This window comes from Chitinophaga caeni, from assembly GCF_002557795.1.
GTDB lineage: Bacteria > Bacteroidota > Bacteroidia > Chitinophagales > Chitinophagaceae > Chitinophaga > Chitinophaga caeni.
Genome location: NZ_CP023777.1, coordinates 5033885 through 5055285, shown reverse-complemented (window position 1 = coordinate 5055285; position 21401 = coordinate 5033885). Strand labels below are relative to the sequence as shown.

Below are 21401 nucleotides of genomic sequence, written 5' to 3'. Positions count from 1 at the left end.
AGCCTGCATTTAGTAATTGATGTAGAAGAAATGTTTCTCTCAAGTTGCCTTTGTCCGGACTGATTTCCCGGTGGGTGGGCCGGTAAGGGAATTGGCGGTAATAAGGATGCACCAAAAAAATAAAGCTGCCCTAATTAGGACAGCCTCATTTTGTGCATAGATTATATTTCCGCGATTTCTCTCGGCTAGAATATTTTGTTTAATGCATCCACGTAAGCATTCACGCTAGCGCTTACGATGTCGGTTGAATAACCGAAACCATAGTATGATTTGCCTTGGCTACGAACATGCATATTTACTTTACTAACATCGTTGCTACCGCCGCGCATGGATTGCACGCTAAACTCATCCAACTCGATTTCGTCTTTAACGATTTCATGAATAGCGTTTAAGGTGGCATTTACCGGACCATTCCCCGTTGAGCTGGCTTCTTTTTCTTCACCTTTGATTTTCAGCCTGACGGTTGCCATCGGTCTTAAAGGATCTCCACAAACCACTTGCAACAGGGTTACCTTGATCGCATCATCATCATAATTGGAATCAGAACCGTCGCCCATTAATACCAACAAATCGTGGTCGTTAATTTCTTTTTTCTGGTCGGCCATTTCGAGGAAGCGTTGGTACACTTCATCCAGGTTGATCTTGTCGATCTTGTAACCCAGTCTTTCCAAGTGATGTTTCAATGCGTGCCTACCACTGCGTGCAGTAAGGATGATGGAGTTGGATTGAATACCCAGGTCTTCCGGATTCAGGATTTCGTAGTTTTCCCTGTGTTTCAAAACACCATCTTGGTGAATGCCGGAGCTGTGAGCAAAGGCATTTCTACCTACGATAGCCTTGTTCGGCTGTACGGGCATGCGCATCATTTGCGAGATGAGGTTGCTGATGCCGTATATCTTTTTAGAGTTGATATTGGTTTGGTAACCGAGGGCATGATGTGTTTTAAAGATCATCGCAACTTCTTCCAACGAAGTATTTCCCGCTCTTTCACCGATACCATTAATTGTGCATTCTACCTGGCGGGCGCCGTTGACTACTCCCGCGATCGAGTTGGCGGTAGCTAAGCCAAGGTCATTGTGGCAGTGAACAGAGATAATGGCTTTATCGATGTTTTTCACGTTATCTGCCAGGTATTTAATTTTAGCACCGTATTGATCGGGCAGGCAATAACCGTTTGTGTCCGGGATATTCACGGTGGTAGCGCCGGCAGCAATAACTGCTTCTACCATTTGCGCGAGGTATTCAATATCCGCACGACCGGCATCTTCCGCGTAAAACTCCACGTCGTCAGTAAATTTACGGGCATATTTTACGGCAGCTACGGCACGTTCCAATATATTTTCACGGGTGCTGTTGAACTTGTATTTAATGTGCATATCGCTGGCGCCGATACCCGTGTGGATACGGCCACGTTTGGCAAAACGCAGTGCTTCTGCCGCGGCGTCAATGTCCGCGGTGTTGGCACGTGTCAAAGCGCAGATAACCGGCTCGGAAACGGCTTTGGAGATTTCCACCACGCTTTGGAAATCGCCGGGACTGGAAATGGGGAAACCTGCTTCGATAATATCAACTCCCAGTGCTTCCAATTCCTTTGCGACGACAATCTTCTCAACGGTCGTCAACTGGCAACCCGGAACTTGTTCCCCGTCACGCAGGGTAGTATCAAATATATAAACGCGATTATTATCCATTGTTTGAAATTTTATGTTGAAAGGCTGCTAAAATTGGTGTTATCAGGTTAAGTTTTCGATCACTTTCAATCCCATGGCTTCCGTACCCAGCAAGAATTGATTTTCCGTATGCTTGGTGGCGATGTCCATGGTGCGGAAACCTTGGCGTAAACTTGCATCTACAGCCTTGATGATCCTTTGCGATTCTTCTTGTAAACCGAAAGAGATATCAAGCAGCAACGCGGCAGAGAGGATAGAAGCGAGCGGGTTCGCTAACCCTTTCCCGGCGATATCGTGCGCGGAACCGTGGATCGGCTCGTAGAACCCGACCTTGTCGCCCACGGAAGCCGAAGCGAGCATACCCATCGAGCCGGCTACCTGGGAAGCCTCATCGGTCAGGATATCACCGAATAAGTTACCTGTTACAACTACGTCGAAGCGTTTCGGATCCTTGATGAGCTGCATGGCCGCATTATCAATGAACATGTGTTCTGTTTCTACATCGGGATATTCCTTGGCTAACTCTTGAACAACTTCGCGCCATAAGCGGGAAGCTTCTAATACGTTGGCTTTATCTACTGAGCATAATTTCTTTTTGCGGGTACGGGCAGCCTCGAATGCTTTCCGGGCAATGCGTTCTACTTCGTATTTATGATAGATCATCAGGTCCGAAGCAGTGTTCCTGTCTTCGGAGCGTTTCTTCTCCCCGAAGTATACATCCCCGGTCAATTCGCGGAAGAACAGGATGTCGGCACCTTGAAGTATTTCGGGCTTAATGCTCGATGCTTGCAGCAAGTCATCGAATAATTTGATCGGGCGAAGGTTGGCATAGAGTCCCAGCTCTTTCCTGATTTTCAGCAAACCTTGTTCCGGCCGTACTTTCAGGGTAGGATCATTATCATATTTGGCATGACCGATGGCGCCGAATAAGATAGCATCGGATTGTTTTGCCTTTTCTAATGTTTCGGCAGGCAAAGGTTCCCCGGTTGCTTCGATGGCAACATGCCCCATGATACCTTCATCAAATGTGAATTGATGACCGTAATTATCCGCTATTGTTTCCAACACCTTTTTACCCCAGGTTGTAACCTCTTGACCGATTCCATCTCCCGGGATGACTAATATTTTTTTCGAAATACCCATGTTCGTTGATTCTTATAAATGCGTTGTAGGATTAGAAATTAAATGGTCTGCTAGCTTCGTAATTTTCAATTTCCGGGCGGAGGTTCAGCAGGTAATCGATATCATCATAACCGTTCAACAAACAAGTCTTCTTATAAGGATTGATGTCGAATTGTGCCGATTCCCCCGTGCTGGTGATCGTGATGGTTTGCGCTTCCAAGTCTACGGAAAGGGTAGCTTTGGGATCGGCTTCCACCGCTGTAAAAATTTTATTTAAATATTCATCGGTTACCTGTACCGGAAGGATGAAGTTGTTCAAGGCATTGTTCTTGAAGATATCGGCAAAGAAGCTGCTCACTACAACTTTGAACCCGGCATCACCGATGGCCCAAGCCGCGTGTTCCCGCGAAGAACCGCAACCGAAGTTCTTGCCTGCTACTAGGATTTCCCCGCTATAGATAGGGTTGTTCAGCACGAAATCCGGTTTGGGAGAACCATCTTCGTTATAGCGCCAATCGCGGAATAAGTTTTCACCAAAACCATCCCTGGTCGTGGCTTTTAGGAAACGTGCCGGGATAATCTGATCCGTGTCGATATTTTCAATTGGAACGGGTACTACCGTTGACACCAGGTTCTTAAAAGTTTTATCCATAATATTTTTACTTCCTTGTTCTGTTTAATAATTAATGACTTGCCGGTCTTTCGGCGTGGATACGCAAGCGTTTATAATCGAGGAACCATTTACCGTCACGGAAATGTGTGGGTCGCAGGTTCTCTTGCACGGTGTACATGATGCGTTGTTTTTCGGCCGGGGGTACATTCACGAAGAAATGACCGCCAAACATTTCCAACCATTCCACGATGCCATTTTCGCCGTCTTTCAGTTCCGTTTCCCGGTCGAAGTACATTACTTTCCTGATCGTTAATCCTTGGTGTTCCAAAACGGTCGTATACCGGGCTGCAGAAGGGAAGTACCATACCGCGGGAAAGGCGTAATTGCTTTTCAACAATTCCTTGCTTACGGCATCTGATAGCGACTTTACATTATTCAATCCCCCCATTTCTAAAACCAGCCTGCCGCCGGGTTTAAGATGCCTGCGCATTTGAGCTGCGGCTTTTTCCTTTTCCAGGACCCAATGGAGGGTAGCGTTTGAAAAGATGGCATCGTACTCTTGGCCCAAGCTTAATTCCGTGATGTCTGCTACTTCGAAGCGGAGTTCAGGATAGTGGCTGCGGGCGCTTTCGATCATTTCCGGGGATTGGTCGATCCCTGTAACGATCGCTCCAGGTTCGGCGATCTTGGCCGTTAATTCTCCTGTACCGCAACCTACGTCCAGTATATGCTCCCCTTCCTTGGGATCTAACCACGAAAGGAGGTCATTACCATATTCGAATACGAAGGCGTGCTGTTCTTTATATAAAGTTGCGTTCCACATAAGTTTAATTTTATGATGCTAACATTTCCCTTACATCTACTACTTTACCGGTGATGGCGGCTGCGGCAGCCGTTAAAGGGCTAGCCAGGAAAGTGCGGGCATTAGGGCCTTGCCTTCCTTCGAAGTTCCTGTTAGATGTAGAGATACAATATTTTCCAGCGGGAATTTTGTCTTCGTTCATGCCCAGGCAAGCGGAGCATCCCGGTTGGCGCAATTGGAACCCGGCAGATTCAAATACTTTATCAATACCTTCTTCAATAGCTTGCGCTTCCACTTGCTTGGAACCCGGAACGATCCATACGGTTACATCATCGGCCTTCTGCTTACCTTTCACAAACTCGGCCACCTGGCGTAAGTCTTCGATACGGCTGTTGGTGCAGCTACCGATAAATACATAATCCACTTTCTTGCCGAGCAATTGGCTGCCCGGTTGTAAGTCCATATAGGAGAGGGATTTCGAGAAGGACGGTTTTTCATGTTCCGCGATCTCGGTAAGCGCCGGGATGTGTTGTGTTACACCCATGCCCATTCCCGGGTTGGTGCCGTAGGTAATCATCGGTTCAATATCATCGGCCTCGAATGTTAATACACTCTCAAATTGAGCATCTGCATCCGAATACAACGTTTTCCAATATTCCAGGGCTTTGTCCCAATCAGCGCCTTGGGGTGCAAATTCGCGACCCTTGATATAATCGAATGTTACTTCATCAGGGGCAATCATACCGCCGCGGGCGCCCATTTCGATGCTCATGTTGCAGATGGTCATGCGGGCTTCCATGCTCAGGCTACGGATAGCTTCCCCGGCATATTCCACGAAATAACCGGTAGCGCCAGAGGCAGAGATCTTGGAGATAATATATAAGATGATGTCTTTCGAAACCACGCCCGGTTTTAACTGGCCGTTGATTTCAATTTTCATCCTTTTCGGTTTGTATTGAAGGATACATTGTGTTGCCAAAACTTGTTCTACCTCGGAAGTACCGATACCGAATGCGATAGCGCCGAAAGCGCCGTGCGTGCTAGTGTGGCTATCACCGCAAACGATGGTCATGCCCGGTAGGGTAATGCCCAGCTCCGGCCCGATTACGTGAACGATACCTTGATACGGATGGCCGAGTCCGTATAGCTCTACGCCGAAAGCCGCGGTGTTTTCAGTTAACATTTCAACCTGTTTGCGGCTCAATGCTTCCTTGATCGGCAGGTGCTGATCCATCGTAGGCACATTATGGTCGGCAGTGGCGCGGGTCTTATTGGGTCTGAAAACAGGGATGCCCCTTTTACGCAAACCATCGAAGGCCTGCGGGCTGGTTACTTCGTGGATAAAATGCGTGTTGATGTAAATTACATCCGGGTGCCCTGGTTGGCTCGCTACAACGTGGTTCTCCCAAATTTTGTCAAATAATGTTTTTCCCATTCGTAAATTACTTTAGTATTTGCTTTTGTATGCCGTTTCCTATTTTTGTAATAATCGGTAACTTCGATAACGTTTACTCAAATCTAACGGTCAACAGCCTTACGGTATATGGTGACTTTTCATCTATTTACGATATACAACCGCCCTTTAGAGGATGTAATGAATTGATAACTAGTATTTTATAAACATCTTTCAACGATGCCCAACAGCCAGAACGATGCCTTATTTATATTGATAAAAACCTTGACGAAAGCAGAGAAAAGGAATTTTCAGTTGGCGTTTAACAAGAATAATTCCAAGGAAGATGTACTTTTCATACAATTATTCAACGCGATGGATCGCTTGAATACTTACGATGAGGAGCAACTGCTGAAAAAAACGCCCGGGATTAAAAAACAACAATTATCAAATGTAAAGGCGCATTTATATAAACAATTATTGACAAGTTTACGCTTATTGTACAAGCAGAAAGATCCGATGATCGATTTAAGGGAGCAGATCGATTATGCTAGGGTGCTGTATAACAAAGGTTTATATACGCAAAGTTTAAAATTACTTTCCAAGGCAAAAGCTAGTGCCAAGGAACAGGAGGAAGTGCTGCTTTGGTTTGAAATTATAGAATTTGAGAAACTGATCGAATCCCGGCACATTACCCGGAGCTTGGAAAATAGGGCTGATGAACTGAGCGAGGAATCAATCATGCTCAATGCGCACCTTACGAACGTGAGCCGACTTTCCACTTTGGCCTTACGTATGTACGGTCTTTACCTGAAGCTGGGCCATGCCCGCAATGAGAAAGATGTGTTGATGATCAAGAGTTTTTTTGACATCAGCCTCAATTCTAATATGCCGTCCGAGTTGAGTTTCTATGAAAAGATTTATTTCTATCAAGCCTATTGCTGGTATTACTATATTTTGCAGGATTTCTTAATGTATTACCGGTATACGCAGAAGTGGGTGGACTTATGCGATGAATATCCGTCTCTCAAGAAAAATGATCCGGATCTTTATATCAAGGGGATGCATAATTTGCTGACGGCGCACTTTTACAATGCAAACGGTGAGCGGTTTGCAGACGTTTTGCATGCCTTGGAAGATTATACGGCTAATAACAAGGATATGTTTAATGAAAGTACCGCTACCAGCGCTTTTGTATATATCTACACGGCCAAGATCAACCAGCATTTCATGATGGGGACTTTCTCCGAAGGACTTTCGCTGGTTCCCGAGGTTGAAGAGCAAATTTGCCAGCACCAATTAACGGTGGACCAACACCGTGTATTAGTTTTTTATTACAAGATAGCCTGTTTGTATTTCGGTAGCGGGGATAATAATAATGCCATTGTTTATCTAAATAAAATCATACACTTACGTATCGGTAATTTGCGTGCAGATATCCAATGCTTCGCGAGGATATTACACCTGATCGCGCATTATGAACTGGAGAATTATAGCCTGGTAGAATATTTAATAAAATCCGTTTACCATTTCATTGCCAAGAATAAAGATTTGGGTTTGGTCATGGAAGAGATATTGAAATTCCTCCGTAAGAACATTTATGCGCATCCGAAAGCATTAAGGGCAGCATTCATCGATTTAAAAGATCGCTTGGTAGAACTTTCCAAAAATCCATATGAAAGAAGATCCTTTCTTTACCTCGATATTATCTCCTGGCTGGAAAGTAAAATTGATGGTGTGCCCGTGCAGGATGTAATCCGGGAAAAGTTCAAAAATAAGGTTCCGCGGATTTAGTTTTTTACAAGGTAGGGGTCCATCCAGGAAATGCTATAACTTATTGAAGGAGAGTGTCATTTTAGTAAGAAAAAATGAATGGAATATTGTTGCCTATAAAATGTGTTTATTACAGATTATTAATTATTACCATGCCAAAAAAGTTGATGAAAAGGCACTAAAATTACTGTAACCTTTACCCCTATTAGCTTCACAAAAAGTTTAAAACTTTTATTAACACCTGTTAGCAACTTTATCGACCGGGGCATTTCTTGATCATTACATTTGCAATAGTTCTTGACTTCGTTGCAATGGTTCTTAGCAAAGAGAGATGAAAAGGGAATCGTGTGAAACTCACGAGCAGACGCGCTACTGTGATTCCGATAATGAATGGTTCATTATCCGTTGCCCAAAATCCACTGACCACTCGCTTAACCAACGGGGAAGGTGCGGTACCGGGAAGGAAAGCCAGGAGACCTGCCAATGCAACGTTTATGTCGAAACCTTCGCGTTCCAAGGTATTTGGCCCGGGTGTACATCACCTAATCTTTTACCACGTACTCTTTGCTGGTACGGGAACGGCAGTAATTTGAATTTTTTCACACATTGTTGCCAAAAATATTATCTATATGAACAACGAGAATGAGATACTTCTAAAAGAAAACAAAGACAGGTTTGTTTTATTACCGATTAATTATCCCAAGATCTGGGAAATGTACAAGAGGCATGAGGCTAGTTTTTGGACTGCTGAAGAGATTGATTTGAGCGGCGACTTAAAAGATTGGGCGAATATGTCGGATGGCGAGCGTCATTTTATTTCCCATGTATTAGCTTTTTTCGCTGCTAGTGACGGTATTGTTAATGAAAACCTGGCCGTGAACTTCATGAGCGAAGTTCAAATCCCGGAAGCCCGTTGTTTTTACGGTTTCCAAATCATGATGGAAAATATTCACTCCGAAACATATGCATTGCTGATCGACACTTACGTGAAAGATCCGGCAGAGAAAGACCGTTTGTTCCACGCCGTAGAAACTGTTCCTGCTGTGAAGAAGAAAGCAGAATGGGCTTTGCGTTGGATTGAGAACGGGAATTTTGCAGAGCGCCTCGTAGCTTTTGCCGCGGTAGAAGGCATTTTCTTCTCCGGTAGCTTCTGTTCTATCTTCTGGTTGAAAAAGCGCGGTTTAATGCCGGGTTTAACTTTCTCAAACGAATTGATCAGCCGCGATGAAGGGATGCACTGTGAATTTGCTTGCTTGTTATACAGCATGTTGGAAGGAAAATTATCCGAAACGCAAGTGCATGAAATCATCGGGGATGCCGTTGCTATTGAGAAAGAATTTATTATCGATGCTTTACCTGCTGCCCTGATCGGGATGAATAGCGAGTTGATGAGCCAGTATATCGAGTTCGTTGCGGATCGTTGGTTGTCGGAACTGGGTTGTAAGAAAATGTTTAACACTGCCAACCCGTTTGATTTCATGGAGATGATTTCATTGCAAGGTAAAACGAACTTCTTCGAGAAGAGGGTCGGTGATTATCAAAAAGCCGGCGTTTTGGGCGGTAACAAGGATGCCCAGACGTTTAGTCTCGATGAAGATTTTTAGATTTTGCAGCCGAGGTTCGCGAACCTCGGCAGACAGCCGCGAACCACGGCAGACAGCCGCGAACCACGGCAGACAGTCGCGAACCTCGGCAGACAGCCGCGAACCTCGGCAGACAGTCGCGAACCTCGGCAGACAGCCGCGAACCTCGGCAGACAGGCATGACAGGCGCGCAATCAAATACCAATTGAAAAATATTATTACTACCCATAAAATTTACCGCGTATGTTTGTTATTAAAAGAGATGGCCGTAAGGAATCTGTTAAATTTGACAAGATTACGGCACGTATTGAGAAGTTGTGCTACGGATTGAACCCCGATTATGTTGATGCGATAGATGTAGCAAAGAAGGTGATCCTTGGTTTGTACGATGGCGTCACGACCACCGAGTTGGATAACCTCGCTGCCGAAACAGCCGCATCACTCACCACCAAGCATCCGGATTATGCTTTGTTGGCTTCCCGCATCGCGGTAAGTAACTTACACAAGAACACTACGAAGTCGTTTTCCAAAACGATGAAGAAATTATATGAATACATCGATCCTAAAGTGGGCAAACCTGCTCCATTATTAAGTGATGAGGTGTATGAAATCATCAAGAAAAATGCGGATACGCTCGATTCTAATATCATTTATGATCGTGATTTCGCGTACGACTATTTTGGTTTCAAAACTTTGGAACGTTCTTACTTGCTCAAAGTTGACGGTAAGATCGCCGAGCGTCCGCAACATATGATCATGCGCGTGGCTGTTGGCATTCATAAAGATGATATCGAGAGCGTGATCAAAACTTACAACCTGATGTCTGAACGTTGGTTCACGCATGCAACACCTACCTTGTTTAATGCCGGTACCCCTAAACCGCAAATGAGTAGCTGTTTCTTGCTGAGCATGAAAGACGACAGCATCGAAGGTATTTACGATACGCTGAAACAAACAGCCAAAATTTCTCAAAGCGCCGGAGGTATCGGTTTAAGCATTCACAATATCCGTGCTACGGGTTCCTATATCAGTGGTACCAACGGTACTTCCAACGGTATCATCCCGATGTTGCGTGTCTTCAACGACACTGCGCGTTATGTTGACCAAGGTGGTGGCAAGCGTAAAGGCGCTTTCGCTATTTACCTGGAGCCTTGGCATGCCGATGTCTTCGAATTCCTGGACCTGCGTAAAAACCACGGTAAGGAAGAATTACGTGCCCGCGATTTGTTCTATGCACTGTGGATCTCTGACCTATTTATGAAACGTGTGGAGTCTGACGGCGATTGGAGCTTGTTCTGCCCGCATGAAGCACCGGGTTTACACGAAACATGGGGACCGGAATTTGAAAAATTATACACGCAATACGAGCAAGAAGGTCGCGCCCGTAAAACGGTCAAGGCACAGGAGTTATGGTTCGCCATCCTGGAAGCGCAGATCGAGACTGGTAATCCTTACTTGTTATACAAAGATTCTGCAAACGCGAAATCTAACCAGCAAAACCTCGGGACTATCAAGAGTTCTAACCTTTGTACCGAGATCATCGAGTACACGGATGCTAACGAGGTGGCGGTTTGTAACTTGGCATCACTCGCATTGCCCCGCTTCGTGAATGAAGGTCAATTCGATCATGAACGCCTTTACGAAGTAACTTACCAGGCAACAGTTAACCTGAACAGGATCATCGATTATAACTATTATCCTGTTGAAGAAGCCCGCAATTCCAACATGCGTCACCGCCCGGTTGGTTTGGGGGTGCAAGGTTTGGCCGATGCTTTTATCCTGATGCGTTTGCCTTTTGAAAGCGAGGAAGCGAAACAACTCAACAAAGAAATCTTTGAAACGATTTATTTCGCTGCCATGACTGCCTCTAAGGATTTAGCCATCAAAGAAGGCGCATATGAAACATTCGCCGGTTCACCATTGTCTAAAGGAATCATGCAGTTTGACATGTGGGGTGTGACTCCTACTGAAAGATGGGACTGGGCTACGCTTAAAGATGATGTTGTGAAACATGGTGTGCGCAATTCCTTATTGGTAGCGCCGATGCCTACTGCTTCCACTTCGCAAATTTTGGGTAACAATGAATGTTTTGAACCGTATACATCTAATATCTATACCCGCCGAGTATTGAGCGGAGAGTTCGTTGTCGTGAATAAACATTTGTTGAAAGACTTGGTAGAACTCGGTTTGTGGGATAATGATATGAAAAATAAGATCATCGCGGCAAACGGTTCTATCCAAAAAATCAACGAGATACCTGCCAATATCAAGGAATTGTACAAAACTGTTTGGGAAATCAAGCAACGTACCCTGATTGATATGGCTGCTGATCGCGGTGCTTATATCTGCCAATCTCAATCTTTGAACCTCTTTGTTGATACACCTTCTACCGGTAAATTAACTTCTATGCACTTCTACGCTTGGAAGAAAGGCTTGAAAACAGGTATGTACTATTTACGTACGCAAGCTGCTGCACAAGCTGTACAATTTACCGTGGAAAAACAAGGTGGTCAGAACATGGAGCCCGTTGTTGCAAAATCTGCTGAAGGTGAAACCCTTGAGGTGCCTGAAGGCGCAGTATGTACGATGGAGGAAGGTTGTGTAACATGTAGCGCGTAATTTGTCTATCCAATCGCAAGTAGTAATATGAAATGAAGGACAGCAATTTTTTGTTGTCCTTTTTTGTTACCGGGATTCGCTTTTTTGTTACCGGGAATCGCTTTTTTTGTTACCGGGATTCGCTTTTTTGTTACCGGGATTCGCTTTTTTTGTTACCGGGATTCGCTTTTTTTGTTACCGGGATTCGCTTTTTTTGTTACCGGGATTCGCTTTTTTGTTACCGGGATTCGCTTTTTTGTTACCGGGATTCGCTTTTTTTGTTACCGGGATTCGCTTTTTTGTTACCGGGATTCGCTTTTTTTGTTACCGGGATTCGCTTTTTTTGTTACCGGGATTCGCTTTTTTGTTACCGGGATTCGCTTTTTTGTTACCGGGATTCGCTTTTTTGTTACCGGGATTCGCTTTTTTTGTTACCGGGATTCGCTTTTTTTGTTACCGGGATTCGCTTTTTTTGTTACCGGGATTCGCTTTTTTTGTTACCGGGATTCGCTTTTTTGTTACCGGGAATCGCTTTTTTTGTTACCGGGATTCGCGAATCCCGGTACTTCATATAACCGGAAATTCAGCATCACCGGGTAAAAATCCCCATTCTGTTTTGAGGGATTCGAATTGTGTATCACTTAAACGACGTTGATCATAATGTCCGGCCAGTTGCTTTTGCCTAAATGCTTCATAAATAGTTACTGCACATGCCACTGAAATGTTCAACGATTTGATAATTCCAACCTGGGGGATAATCATGTCACCATCAGATTTTTCACGTACTTCATCACTGACACCATATTTTTCATTGCCAAAAACAATGGCGATGCTCCCCGAGGCAAAGTTCACCTCATGTAAAGTTTTGGCATTATCCGATAAATGTGTCGTCAGGATGGTATCATATTTTTTTCGTAGCGCATCAAATAAGGCATCTACTTCTGAAAAGGCATGTACGGTCAACCATTCCGATGCGCTGGAAGAACTCTTAAAACCGTAGCGTTTTTTCAATGGGATCGTATTCTTGAGCGTATAAATCTCCTGTATGCCCACGGCATCGCAAGAGCGCATTACTGCTGCAACGTTATGCGGATCAAATACATTATCCATCACTACGGTTATGTCAGGTTGGCGTTTGTTGAGTACGGATAATAATCTTGCAGAACGTTCTGGTGTCATTGAATAGGATGTTGGTGAACCGCAAAGGTAACGTATTTTCTGCTGTGAGTTGCTGTAAAAGGGCTACTGCGGCTATTTTCCTTCGATTAATGACTCGAAATCTACATCCATCAAGGGATATTTTTTATAATCGGGCAGGTAATAATGCCACCATTCGGTGGATAATGCTTTGAATCCTTGCCATTCCATCAAGCTTTTTAGTAAGGCCCTGTTCTTCCTTACTTCGGGATCAGTGATAATATAGTCATGATGCGCGAGATCGGTAAAATCATCAAAGTCGGTAGGCATTTTTAAGGGATGATGATGGTTTAAGTCATAAATACTTAAATCTATTGCCGCACCCCGGTTATGGCCTGAACCTTTTTTGGGATCGGCAGCGTAGCGATCGTCCGGAACAATTTTCCACATTTTTTCAGTAACGCTATAAGGTCTATAACCATCGAATATCAATAAGCAGTAACCCATCTTTTGCAAACTGTCATTCACGGCTTTCAATGCTTTGGCAACCGGGAGCCTCACCAAAACAAAGGCAGTGTCATAGAGTTTGGAACCTGTGAAATTGTGCCGGGTAGCATAACGGATATCATAGTGTAATCCCCGCAGCCAATCTTTCAATGGAACCATTAATTGATTGGAATCAATTTGAACGGATTGTTGATATAATTCCATCGTATTGATCACTTCTAAACCGTATTGATTCTTGGGGATATGCTGGGCAAATGCATACCGGCAAATCAGAAAAAGGCAGAGGATAGGTATCTTTTTCACGTTCAATTGGTTGAATTAATAAAAATTAGTCAAGAAAGTACAATATACGGGTAAAAAACAATTGTTGCAGGCTTATTATTTAGGTATTTTAGAACCCTTAAATCAAGGTGTAATGAATCTGTTTAGGTTAGATGGAAAAGTAGCCGTAATTACGGGCGGCGGAAGTGGTATCGGGCAAGCAATTTCGCAGTGTTTCGCTGCGCAAGGCGCTTTCGTAAATATTATCGAACTAAATGAAACTGCCGGTACCGAGACCTTGGCCAACATTTTACAAGATGGCTACAAGGCTGCTTACCATAAATGTAACGTGGCCAGTCAAACGGATGTAAAAGCAGTTATGCAGCAAATTATATCCGGGCAGGGTCGGATTGATATATTAGTAAACTGTGCGGGTATCGCCCATATTGGTAAATTGGACACCACGGCGGAAGAAGATTTTGACAGGGTTTACCAAGTCAATGTAAAAGGAACTTATAATTGCATGCTAGCTGTCATCGAACAGATGAAGCAACAGGATAGCGGCGTAATTCTTAACGTGGCTTCCATTGCCAGCAGCGTAGGCATCCCGGATCGATTTGCTTATTCTATGAGTAAGGGCGCCGTGCTGACAATGACTTTATCCGTCGCAAAAGATTATTTACCATACCATATACGTTGCAATTGTATTTCCCCGGCCAGGGTACACACACCTTTCGTAGACGGATTTATCTCCAAAAATTACCCGGGTAAAGAAGCAGAGATGTTCGAAAAGCTGTCTAAGACACAGCCGATCGGTAGGATGGCTAAGCCTACCGAGATTGCTTACCAAGCGCTTTACCTGTGCTCTGACGAAGCTGGATTCATTACTGGTTGCGATTATCCGATAGACGGCGGCTTTATTCGCTTGAATAATTAATAGATTTGTCGGATATTATCTAACAAAATCAAATTCCAATGAAACATTTAGCTTGGCTTTTGATGGCTGTTGTTGTTAGCTTTTCCATGGCTTGCAACTCATCCTCCAAGAGCGATCAGAAAGGAGAAGACACACTGAAATTCAAACCTGCAACACCTGCCGGAACGGTTGCTGTTGCTATCACGGGTATGGATGAAGATGAACAGAAAGTGCATATCAAGTTTAGCTTGAACGGTAAAGACAAAGAGGAAACTTTCGACCTGAAAGTGGCCCAGGGATATAATGAAGCTGAACTATACAGCGTGCTGTGGGATAAGCCCAACAGCGCTTACATAGCTCTTTTAAAAGAGAATAAGCAAACACGTTATTACCACGCTTTCGAAAAAGATGGTATCATGAGGATTTTGCACCATAACTCTCCGCCGAAAGAAATCTGGACTTATGTTGAAGAGGTAAAAGGATTTGGCCAGCCGAATAAAAATGCTTCTTTCGTAACCGGCTACAGCAAGGAGATACAATCCGGTAGCATCATCAGCGACTTTAAAGTTTTTACGATGAAAACGAATGTTGATGATTCCATCATGGTGCATTATTCTTTCGGCGGCGCCGATTTAAATAAAGGCACGATCGTGCCGCCGGGAGCCGTTCCAACGATCCGGGTCGATAAAGACGACCGCGTGATGTTCGGGTTTAAAGCCGGCGAACAATTTATGGAAGTGCTTGATATCTGGGTAAAGGATGGCAGGCTCGGCGCCAAACAAATTAGATTTTTTAGAAAAAGTTAATAAAAGATATGAAACTAACTAGGTTCGGAACGCCGGGTTCAGAAAAACCGGCCGTGGTTACCGGGGCGGGAACATTTGATGTGTCTGCCTTCGGTGAAGATTTCGGTGAAAGATTTTTTGAAACTGCTGGCCTTGAAAGATTAGCTGGCTGGTGGGAACAAAATAAATCATCTTGCCCGGCAGTTCCGGCAGATGCGAGGATCGGATCGCCTATTCAAAGGCCATCTAAAATAGTATGTATCGGTTTAAACTATGCCGACCATGCCAAGGAAACCAATGCCGCGATTCCTAAAGAGCCGATCGTATTTTTCAAATCAACTTCTTCTCTCGTAGGTCCAAATGATGCATTGGTCATTCCCAAGGGTTCTGAAAAAACGGATTGGGAGGTCGAGCTAGCTGTTGTGATCGGTAAGAAAGCCAGTTATGTCAACGAGGAAAACGCGATGGATTACGTGGCCGGTTACTGCTTGCATAATGATTATTCCGAAAGAGCTTTCCAGTTGGAGCGCGGCGGTCAATGGGTAAAAGGTAAAAGCAATGATACCTTCGCTCCATTAGGCCCTTGGTTGGTTACTAAGGATGAGATCAAGGATGTAAATAACTTGCGCCTTTGGTTAACATTGAACGGTAAAACCATGCAGGACGGCACCACGGCCAACCTGATCTTCAAAATACCTTTCCTGGTGGCATATTTGAGCCAATTCATGACTTTACTTCCGGGTGATGTTATTTCAACAGGAACTCCTGCCGGCGTAGGTTTGGGAATGAACCCCAACGTATATATCAAGGCCGGGGATGTAATAGAATTAGGTATCGACGGTTTGGGCACTTCTAAACAAGTGGCCGAAGCTTACCAATAATATTTTCAAGGGATGCCGCCATTTTTGCCAGGGCGGCATCCCTTTATTTATCACTCCAAAACAACCACGGTTATGAGCACGAGAAGATATTGCATGGCTTTAGATTTAAAGGACGATCCCAAGCTGATTGCCGAATACGAGCAATACCATGCCGCGGTTTGGCCGGAAATAGCGGATAGCATTCTTTCCAGCGGTGTAATATTGCTAGAGATCTACAGGATCATGAACAGGTTGTTTATGATCATGGAAGTTGATGAGCAATTTAGCTTCGAAAAGAAAGCCGCCATGGATGCAGCCAACCCGAAAGTCCAGGAATGGGAAGCCTTAATGTGGAAATACCAGCAGGCATTACCCGTTGCCAAGGAGGGTGAAAAATGGATCATGATGGATAAAATTTGCGCTATATCTTAAATATTAAATATCTACGCCTTCAAAAATAAATTCCATGTCAATTTGCATCGACGCGCATCAACATTTCTGGAAATATGAACCGGTTAAGGATGCTTGGATTACAGATGATATGTCCATGATCCAAAGGGATTTCTTTCCCGGTGATTTGGCAGCGGAATTACAGGCAAACGGTATTGATGCCTGCGTTGCCGTACAAGCGGATCAATCATTGTTAGAAACACGCTTCTTACTGGATTTAGCTAACGAACACACCTTTATCCGAGGTGTTGTTGGTTGGATTGATTTAAAGGCTGATGATATCGAAAGGCAATTGTCGGAATGGTCCAAGTTCCCGAAGCTGAAAGGCTTTCGCCACATCGTTCAAGCTGAGAAGGATCCGGGATTTTTATTGCAGGAAGATTTTAAAAGGGGAATTAAAGCTCTAGCCAAGCATCATTTTACATATGATATCCTTGTATACCATACACAATTAAAACAAGTTATTCCATTCGTTGCACAATTTCCCAACCAAGCATTTGTACTGGATCACCTGGGGAAACCCGGCATTAAAGACAAGGAGATTTCTGTTTGGAAGGACGAGATTGCTTACTTGGCACAACAACAGCATGTGTGTTGCAAGTTGAGCGGGTTGGTGACGGAAGCGGATTGGAAAAATTGGAAATATGATGATCTATTACCCTACCTGGATGTTGCTTTGCAAGCATTTGGCCCCAAGCGATTGATGTTTGGGTCTGATTGGCCGGTTTCGTTGCTAGGGGGCGGTTATCAACAAATCAAAGAAATTATTGAACGTTTTATAGATCCTTTGACTACAGCGGAAAAAGTCGCCATCATGGGAGAAAACGCGATCCGTTTTTACAACTTGTAAGGATCGGAATTAAAATTATAAGATCATGAATTTAGGATTAGATGGAAAAGTAATCATCGTAACCGGGGGCGCTAAAGGTATCGGCGAAGCCATATCAAAATCTCTTGCTGCCGAAGGTGCTACCGTGGTGATTGCCGGAAGAAATGAAGCTGACAATCAAAAAACAGTAGCAGCGATTACTGCTAAAGGCGGTCAAGCTATGCAAGTAAAAGCAGAACTGGGCATTGTAGCTGATTGCGAAAACTTAATTGATGCCACGGTGAAGGCTTATGGTAAAATCGACGGCCTGGTCAATAATGCCGGGGCCAACGATGGTGTGGGTTTGGAAAACGGCAGCCCCGAAGCATTCATGAAATCTTTACAGCAAAACTTATCTCATTATTACAACTTGGCGCATTTTGCTTTGCCTTACCTGAAGCAGTCGAAGGGAAGTAGTATCCTTAATATCGGTTCCAAGGTGGCTGATACCGGGCAGGGAAACACTTCCGGTTATGCCGCCAGCAAGGGAGCTATCAATGCCTTGACGAGGGAATGGGCCGTAGAACTGCTGCCTTATAATATCCGTGTCAACACGGTAATTCCTGCGGAGGTATGGACGCCACTATATGAAACATGGATCAACTCATTACCGGATCCAAAGGAAAAACTAAAAAGTATCACGAACAATATTCCACTGGGAAAAAGGATGACCACCGCGGAAGAGATTGCTGACATGAGCGTATTCTTGATAAGTAGCCGCTCTTCGCACACTACCGGGCAGATAATTTATGTCGATGGGGGTTATACGCATTTAGACCGGTCGTTAAAATAAAGATTCTATCAATCACCAACTAAATCAATTATTTATGGCTGGCGGAGCTCCAACATCCACGTTTACGTCAACAGATTCCACTTCCAAAAACAGCAAGTACCTTTTTCCATTGATCTTGGTAACGAGCCTGTTTTTTATGTGGGGCGCCTCTTACGGTTTGCTCGATGTGCTCAATAAGCATTTCAAGGAAGCAATGGAAGTGCCGCAAGAAAAAACCTACCTGATACAGTTGGCTTACTTCGGAGCTTACTTTATTTGGGCTATTCCTGCCAGTATCGTAATGCGGCGTTATAGTTATAAGAGCGGTATCATCCTCGGTTTGTTGTTATTTGCTACGGGCGCGTTCTTATTTTATCCTTCGGCACATTACCTGAATTACTTGGCATTCCTGGCTTCCATTTTCGTGTTGGCATCGGGATTATCTTTCTTAGAAACCGGGGCCAATCCTTATGTAACTGTTTTAGGCAGCCCTGCAACTTCGGAAAGAAGGCTAACTTTATCACAATGTTTCAATGGACTGGGTTCATTGATCGGTTCGAATATCGGCGGCTTCTTTTTCTTCCAAGAAGAAGGTAGCCCAGCCGCAGCACAAGCCGATTTATCATCCGTGCAATACGTTTACGTAATACTCGGCGTGATTGTTTTGCTGTTAGCTATCTTGTTCATGAGAACGAAATTACCGGATATTCAAGAACAGGCAGAAGTAAGCACCAGCGGGGAGAAGATCGATATCCCGTTATCGAAACAGCCCCATTTCATCTGGAGTGTAATCGCGCAGTTTTTTTACGTAGCAGCGCAGGTTTGTGTCGGTGCAGTATTCTTAAATTATGCAACGGAATATTGGGTCGGTTTATCTAGTAAGGATGCGGCGATTATTTTATCTATTGGATTCTTATTGTTTACATTGGGTAGATTTATCGGGGTGGCTTTGATGCAAAAGATAGCGCCGCACACATTGTTGCGTTATTATGCATTAATTAATATCGCCTTATCTATCGTTGTAATGATGGGTAAAGGTGCCATTTCCGTTTTTGCATTGACGGCTATTTTCTTCTTCATGTCGATCATGTTCCCGACAATATTTGCTTTGGGGATTAAGAATTTGGGCACTCACACTAAAAGGGCTTCTTCGTATTTGGTAATGTCAATTGTCGGGGGCGCTTTGGTGCCGCTGCTGATGGGGTATGTTGCCAAGTTAACTTCGACGGCGACAGGTTTCATCGTGCCATTAGTTTGCTTCTTAGCGGTGTATTATTTCGCTGCTTCGAAATATAAAGTAAAAACGATAGCTGCACATTAGCCCTGTTACTGTAAAGCTTGATTTTTGAAAAAATTGGAAGGCTACCGGGATGATTCCCGGTAGCTTTTTTGATTTCCGCGGTACCGAGGCAACAACCATCCAATTGCTATTTTTGTTGTACCTTATATCAGAATCCTATTGTATGAAAAAGTGCTTGCAGTCATATGCCACCCTGTTTATCCTGCTACTTTCCGTAGCCTGTAATAATGATAGCGACACAAAACCCGGTGCTGCAACCGGAACAATTCAATTGTCAATGTTCCATGTTTTTAACGGAACTGCGCTTCGACTAAATGATACTCAATATCAAAACAATTCTGGTGAGGGGCTTAGCATCACTACCTTCAAATATTACCTCAGTAATTTTAAACTGAAATATTCTGATGGTAGCGAGGAAAGGTTACCCGGCGATTATTTCCTGGTTGATGAATCTGTTTCGGCATCTAAACAGTTGATATTGAGTGATGTAAAGGCTGGAAAGATTACCTCCATAGCTTTTTTAGTCGGGGTCGATAGCGCGAGAAATAACAGCGGTGTTCAATCGGGTGCGCTAGATCCCGTTCATGGAATGTTTTGGAGCTGGAACAGCGGGTATATCATGGCGAAATTAGAAGGGCAGTCGGATGCGGCTAATACGCCGGATCATACATTTGCTTTACACATCGGCGGGTTTCAAGGCACTTACAGCGTTTTACATGAAATTGTGTTACCGGTAAACACGGTACAGTTGAACGCGCAACAGGAAGTTAAGATAACATTGAGCGCTGATGTTGCAAAATGGTTCGACGGTACACGTCCAATCTCTTTGCAAGTAACTTCAACTGTGCATGTTCCCGGGGAAACTGCCTACGGCGTATATCAGAATTATAGTAAAATGTTTTCCATACTAAGCGTTTCCGAGTAATGAACAGGAAGCTTTACATATTATATTTTCTTGCTTTTTGCTGGTTGTTATATACCTGCTCACCGGGTAAGACCGATGAAGTAACACCTGCGCCGGAACCATATACCCTGGATCTACCTAGTTATTTTCCAAAACCGGTTTATAATTTCGAGAATAACCCATTGACGATGGAAGGTATAGCCCTTGGAAGGCGGTTGTTTTATGATCCCCGTTTGTCGAAGGATAGCACTGTTTCCTGCGGCTTTTGTCACCAACAGTTCGCAGCATTCTCACATTTTGACCACCCGCTGAGCCACGGGGTTGAAAATAGAACCGGAACCCGCACCGTTCCAACGATGTTCAACGTGATTTGGCAGCAAAACTTCATGTGGGATGGCGGAGTTAACCACCTGGATATCCAGCCGCTTACACCCTTTACCGATCCTAATGAAATGGGAGAGACCCTCGAAAATATTATCAACAAGGTACAAGGAAATGCCACTTACAGGAAAATGTTTAAAGCGGCTTACGGTACAGACCAGGTAACTACAGAAAGGTTATTTAAAGCATTATCCCAGTTCATGGCCACGGTAAATAGTTTTACTACCAAGTACGACAGCGTTATAAACCATATTGGAAATGTATCTTTTACCTATGAGGAAGAAACGGGCTACGAGGTGTTTAAAGCAAAATGTGCTTCCTGTCATAAAGAACCGCTTTTTACCGATTTTTCTTACCGTAATAACGGTATTCCTTACAATACTTTCTTAGATGATGTGGGAAGAATGAGAATCACCAATAACACCGGCGATTATATGAAATTCAAAGTGCCGACCTTGAGAAACATCATGAAAAGTCCACCTTATATGCATGACGGTAGGTTTTATGATATATTTCAAGTGTTTAACCATTACAATTCCGGTATTGAGCAGTCTGCCACCGTGGATCCATTGGTCAAAAACGGGTTAAACTTATCCGGTATAGACCAAAGAAACCTTTATTTTTTCTTGAGAACATTAACAGATGAAGACCTGGTTAATAATCAAGACTTAAAGGAGTTGATTATCAATGATTAAAGGTTTTAATT

19 protein-coding genes and 1 riboswitch are annotated in these 21401 nt (G+C 44.0%); of the genes, 12 read left to right on the top strand and 7 right to left on the bottom strand.

Annotated features, from left to right (window positions below; genetic code table 11):
* Window positions 1–185: 185 nt before the first annotated feature.
* The 5 genes from COR50_RS21205 to leuC are packed head-to-tail and all read right to left on the bottom strand — an operon-like array spanning window position 186 to window position 5642.
* Window positions 186–1691, bottom strand: coding sequence for a 2-isopropylmalate synthase (locus tag COR50_RS21205; protein WP_098195857.1), 1506 nt, complete (start codon window positions 1689–1691; stop codon window positions 186–188).
* A 42-nt stretch (window positions 1692–1733) separates the two neighbouring features.
* A complete protein-coding gene (gene leuB / locus COR50_RS21200) occupies window positions 1734–2813 on the bottom strand; it encodes a 3-isopropylmalate dehydrogenase (RefSeq protein ID WP_198405729.1) in 1080 nt (359 codons plus the stop codon).
* Between the two features lie 31 nt (window positions 2814–2844).
* Entirely contained in the window at window positions 2845–3444 is a 600-nt protein-coding gene (gene leuD, locus COR50_RS21195; protein WP_098195856.1) for a 3-isopropylmalate dehydratase small subunit, read from the bottom strand.
* A 31-nt stretch (window positions 3445–3475) separates the two neighbouring features.
* Entirely contained in the window at window positions 3476–4228 is a 753-nt protein-coding gene (locus COR50_RS21190) for a class I SAM-dependent methyltransferase (protein WP_098195855.1), read from the bottom strand.
* Between the two features lie 10 nt (window positions 4229–4238).
* Window positions 4239–5642, bottom strand: coding sequence for a 3-isopropylmalate dehydratase large subunit (leuC, locus tag COR50_RS21185; RefSeq protein ID WP_098195854.1), 1404 nt, complete (start codon window positions 5640–5642; stop codon window positions 4239–4241).
* A gap of 198 nt (window positions 5643–5840) precedes the next feature.
* On the opposite strand from leuC, the gene COR50_RS21180 reads away from it, so the two are divergent.
* From COR50_RS21180 to COR50_RS21170, 3 genes are all read left to right on the top strand, one after another.
* Entirely contained in the window at window positions 5841–7394 is a 1554-nt protein-coding gene (locus COR50_RS21180; protein WP_098195853.1) for a hypothetical protein, read from the top strand.
* Between the two features lie 274 nt (window positions 7395–7668).
* Window positions 7669–7872, top strand: a riboswitch (cobalamin riboswitch).
* Window positions 7873–8002: 130 nt separating this feature from the next.
* The gene (locus COR50_RS21175) at window positions 8003–8977 is read left to right on the top strand and encodes a ribonucleoside-diphosphate reductase small subunit (RefSeq protein WP_098195852.1); all 975 of its coding nucleotides are present in this window, start codon (window positions 8003–8005) and stop codon (window positions 8975–8977) included.
* Window positions 8978–9199: 222 nt separating this feature from the next.
* Complete coding sequence (locus COR50_RS21170; RefSeq protein ID WP_098195851.1) at window positions 9200–11575, top strand: ribonucleoside-diphosphate reductase subunit alpha; 2376 nt, start codon at window positions 9200–9202, stop codon at window positions 11573–11575.
* A 546-nt stretch (window positions 11576–12121) separates the two neighbouring features.
* Here the strand turns inward: COR50_RS21170 and COR50_RS21160 are convergent.
* Both COR50_RS21160 and COR50_RS21155 read right to left on the bottom strand, forming a co-directional pair.
* A complete protein-coding gene (locus COR50_RS21160) occupies window positions 12122–12733 on the bottom strand; it encodes a TrmH family RNA methyltransferase (protein WP_098195849.1) in 612 nt (203 codons plus the stop codon).
* 72 nt (window positions 12734–12805) lie between these two features.
* Window positions 12806–13501, bottom strand: coding sequence for a M15 family metallopeptidase (locus COR50_RS21155; protein ID WP_157761049.1), 696 nt, complete (start codon window positions 13499–13501; stop codon window positions 12806–12808).
* A 118-nt stretch (window positions 13502–13619) separates the two neighbouring features.
* Here COR50_RS21155 and COR50_RS21150 point away from each other — a divergent pair, with 118 nt between their 5' ends.
* The 9 genes from COR50_RS21150 (at window position 13620) to COR50_RS21110 (ending at window position 21390) form a co-directional block, all read left to right on the top strand.
* The gene (locus COR50_RS21150) at window positions 13620–14396 is read left to right on the top strand and encodes an SDR family NAD(P)-dependent oxidoreductase (protein WP_198405884.1); all 777 of its coding nucleotides are present in this window, start codon (window positions 13620–13622) and stop codon (window positions 14394–14396) included.
* 38 nt (window positions 14397–14434) lie between these two features.
* Entirely contained in the window at window positions 14435–15181 is a 747-nt protein-coding gene (locus COR50_RS21145) for a hypothetical protein (RefSeq protein ID WP_098195847.1), read from the top strand.
* An 8-nt stretch (window positions 15182–15189) separates the two neighbouring features.
* The gene (locus tag COR50_RS21140; RefSeq protein ID WP_098195846.1) at window positions 15190–16041 is read left to right on the top strand and encodes a fumarylacetoacetate hydrolase family protein; all 852 of its coding nucleotides are present in this window, start codon (window positions 15190–15192) and stop codon (window positions 16039–16041) included.
* Between the two features lie 72 nt (window positions 16042–16113).
* Entirely contained in the window at window positions 16114–16452 is a 339-nt protein-coding gene (locus COR50_RS21135) for an L-rhamnose mutarotase (RefSeq protein WP_098195845.1), read from the top strand.
* A gap of 34 nt (window positions 16453–16486) precedes the next feature.
* Window positions 16487–17320, top strand: a complete 834-nt coding sequence (locus COR50_RS21130) for an amidohydrolase family protein (protein ID WP_232516221.1) — start codon at window positions 16487–16489, stop codon at window positions 17318–17320.
* 25 nt (window positions 17321–17345) lie between these two features.
* Window positions 17346–18131 (top strand): L-fucose dehydrogenase, encoded by a 786-nt coding sequence (locus tag COR50_RS21125; protein ID WP_098195844.1) that lies wholly within the window; start codon window positions 17346–17348, stop codon window positions 18129–18131.
* A 34-nt stretch (window positions 18132–18165) separates the two neighbouring features.
* Window positions 18166–19431, top strand: a complete 1266-nt coding sequence (fucP, locus tag COR50_RS21120) for an L-fucose:H+ symporter permease (RefSeq protein ID WP_098195843.1) — start codon at window positions 18166–18168, stop codon at window positions 19429–19431.
* Between the two features lie 142 nt (window positions 19432–19573).
* Window positions 19574–20335 carry an MbnP family protein gene (locus COR50_RS21115; protein WP_157761048.1) on the top strand — a complete coding sequence of 254 codons (762 nt, stop codon included), beginning with the start codon at window positions 19574–19576 and terminating at the stop codon, window positions 20333–20335.
* Window positions 20335–21390, top strand: a complete 1056-nt coding sequence (locus tag COR50_RS21110) for a cytochrome-c peroxidase (protein ID WP_098195841.1) — start codon at window positions 20335–20337, stop codon at window positions 21388–21390. Before COR50_RS21115 ends, COR50_RS21110 begins: the two co-directional genes overlap by 1 nt.
* The last annotated feature ends 11 nt before the right edge of the window (window positions 21391–21401 follow it).